This is a genomic window from Paramesorhizobium leguminum, assembly GCF_003217235.1.
GTDB lineage: Bacteria > Pseudomonadota > Alphaproteobacteria > Rhizobiales > Rhizobiaceae > Paramesorhizobium > Paramesorhizobium leguminum.
Genome location: NZ_QJTF01000055.1, coordinates 1 through 2,343 on the forward strand (window position 1 = coordinate 1; position 2,343 = coordinate 2,343).

Below are 2,343 nucleotides of genomic sequence, written 5' to 3' on the forward strand. Positions count from 1 at the left end.
CGACGCCGCATTCCTTCAACACCGTGCGGATGATGTCGGGCACCGAAACATTCTGGAAGATGCGGCTGTCCGAGCCATGGTCGAGCCGGTGCAGCATGGGCATTCACCATATTCCACTTTTCCCGTCACGATTATTGTGGATCATGCTTGCCATCGATCTGATCGATAGAACCATCGTCATTATAGGGATAGGTGAAACAAATAGAACAATTAGTATTTCTAGGACAATGTTACGTTCATCATAAAAAAGCGTTGCAAGTCCCATAAGAGCTAACACACATGAAATTGATCGAAGAAGGAGCACATAAAGCTGGAATCGCCCAAACAAACCAGACGGAAAATGGATGACGGCTATAAAAATAATCATAACATAGACAGCAATAACATACATGTCATTAGTAAATTTCCGATATAATGAATCGACAATTATTTCTTTTATATATGGAGTTGATACATATCCAATAAAAAGTATAAACAATAACGAGCTTGATGCGTTCACCGCAAATGCCAAAGCCAACCACATCAAACTAGCTACGTTTTTTAGTATTTTCATCTCATTTCTCCGTATGTAGGCGAGAGTCAGTATCAAGCAAAGATACAACGTCATTCCATGATACGAATTTTTTCCGATGATATAGATTGACACCTTTAGTGGTAACATGGCGATCAAGTGGGGTATCGTCCTCCAGAAAATTCGCCAGAGCGTTAGCTTCGGCGGAAGTGAAGCCGCTTGCCCCGGCTACATAACCATAATGCAAATTGGAGAAATGGTCGTTTGTGATGTAATATTCTCTGTTTCCGAACCTAATACTGTCCCCCCACGTAGAATTAATCAGCGGTTTAAGGTCCCATTCGCCTCCGCCTCCAAGCACTGTATTCAATACGCCGGATTTGACGAGCTGTGCTCCTTTCCAGAATTCTCTTTTCTCTATAATCTTTCCCCATCCGCCATACTGCGCTGGCGTGTCATCGGGATGCCCCTTGCGTCCCATGATAAAGTTCCGTGCCAAACTCGCATTACCAGCATTTGCCACCGCTGATTGGCTGATCTGTTGTGCGCCAAGCCGCTCCAGAAAGCCGCCGGACGAGGCTGCGGCTCTCGCCTGCTCCTCAAGCGCTGCCATCCGCTTCTCCTGCGCGGCGAGCTTGCTCATCGCTTGGGCTTCCGCCGACGCCGCATTGGCGTTCATTTGATCCGCCGTCCACTGGGCAACGGAATTAGTCAGTTCCACGGTTTCGACAATGATTTGCTCATCGACCGGCTTGGAATTCGGCGGGGGCAGCGGAAGCCCGCCTTTCCTGGTGTTCTTCGCCGTCAATTTCAACCGACCGGTTGCCTTGTCGTCCATCACGCCCGGCAAGCGCAACGCCGCTGCTCCATATGGCTCGACCCAGACGTAAAGCTCGAAATTTCCGGAATTGTATTCTTCCGCGGTGAGAAGAAAATGGAACACTTGACTGCCGCTGGGTAGCAGAGGCTGGAGCGAACCCTTCTCCGCGGGGGCGCGCAATGGCGGGCGCTCTCCCGAGGGTGGGCTTTCGTCGAAATAAGCCTTCAACCGCATCGGCGAGCTGTGCGTCACGGGATGCGTCGCATGCGGCTTGAGTTTGATCGTCAACCAATATTGTTTCATGTCGAGAACCTCAATTCAGCTTGATCTTGCGGGACTTGACGTCCACAAGCTCGGAGCCATTGATGAAAATCTTCGGCGCATCGAGGTAGAGTTCCCCCTTCGCATTGGCGGAAATCCGCACAGGGCCGACCGAAACGGTGAATTCTTCTCCGGCCTCGATAAGCCTTATTTTGCCGACGCTCTCGGTTAGTTTCTCTTCGGCGGTGAAGGCGATGGATGATCCGCTGGAAACCTCGAACGTCTGGCCGACCGTGAAATATCGACCAACGCCGATCTGATCAGCCGAAACTAGCCCAACCGTCTCGGATTTGTTCTTCTCTACAAAAAGCCCCATGTTCCCCTCGCCGGGATTGAACAGGGCGGGCAAGCCAAGCCCCTTGGCCACGCCGGAAATCCCCGCCGTCAATTTGGTGAACGCGGCATTGACGATGGAGCCGATGCCGGATGGCCCGACGCTGAGCGTCATGTTGCCGCCGATCACTTCGTCGTGGTTGTTGGTGACTTCGATGGCCTTGTTATGCCCCACCGACTGCACCCAGTTGTTGTCGATACGTTCGGTATGGTTGTGATTGACCTTTTCGTTACGGTCCTTCTCGGCGTGGACGTAGATCTCCTCCCGTCCATTCTCATCCTCGAAGCTGATCTCATTGAAGCCGACCTTCCCCTTCGCCTTATGCGTATCCGACCTTATGACCATCTTGGTCTTGTT

4 protein-coding genes are annotated in these 2,343 nt (G+C 51.3%); all 4 read right to left on the reverse strand.

Annotated features, from left to right (window positions below):
• Positions 1 to 103 (reverse strand): contractile injection system protein, VgrG/Pvc8 family (locus tag C7477_RS19400; RefSeq protein ID WP_146226130.1); only part of this gene is annotated, 103 nt, incomplete at its 3' end.
• Complete coding sequence (locus C7477_RS18570) at positions 104 to 553, reverse strand: hypothetical protein (protein WP_110754814.1); 450 nt, start codon at positions 551 to 553, stop codon at positions 104 to 106.
• Between the two features lies 1 nt (position 554).
• Positions 555 to 1,634: a polymorphic toxin type 44 domain-containing protein gene (locus C7477_RS18575; protein WP_110754815.1), complete on the reverse strand. Its 1,080-nt coding sequence runs from the start codon at positions 1,632 to 1,634 to the stop codon at positions 555 to 557.
• Between the two features lie 10 nt (positions 1,635 to 1,644).
• Positions 1,645 to 2,343 (reverse strand): bacteriophage T4 gp5 trimerisation domain-containing protein (locus C7477_RS18580; protein WP_425373601.1); only part of this gene is annotated, 699 nt, incomplete at its 5' end.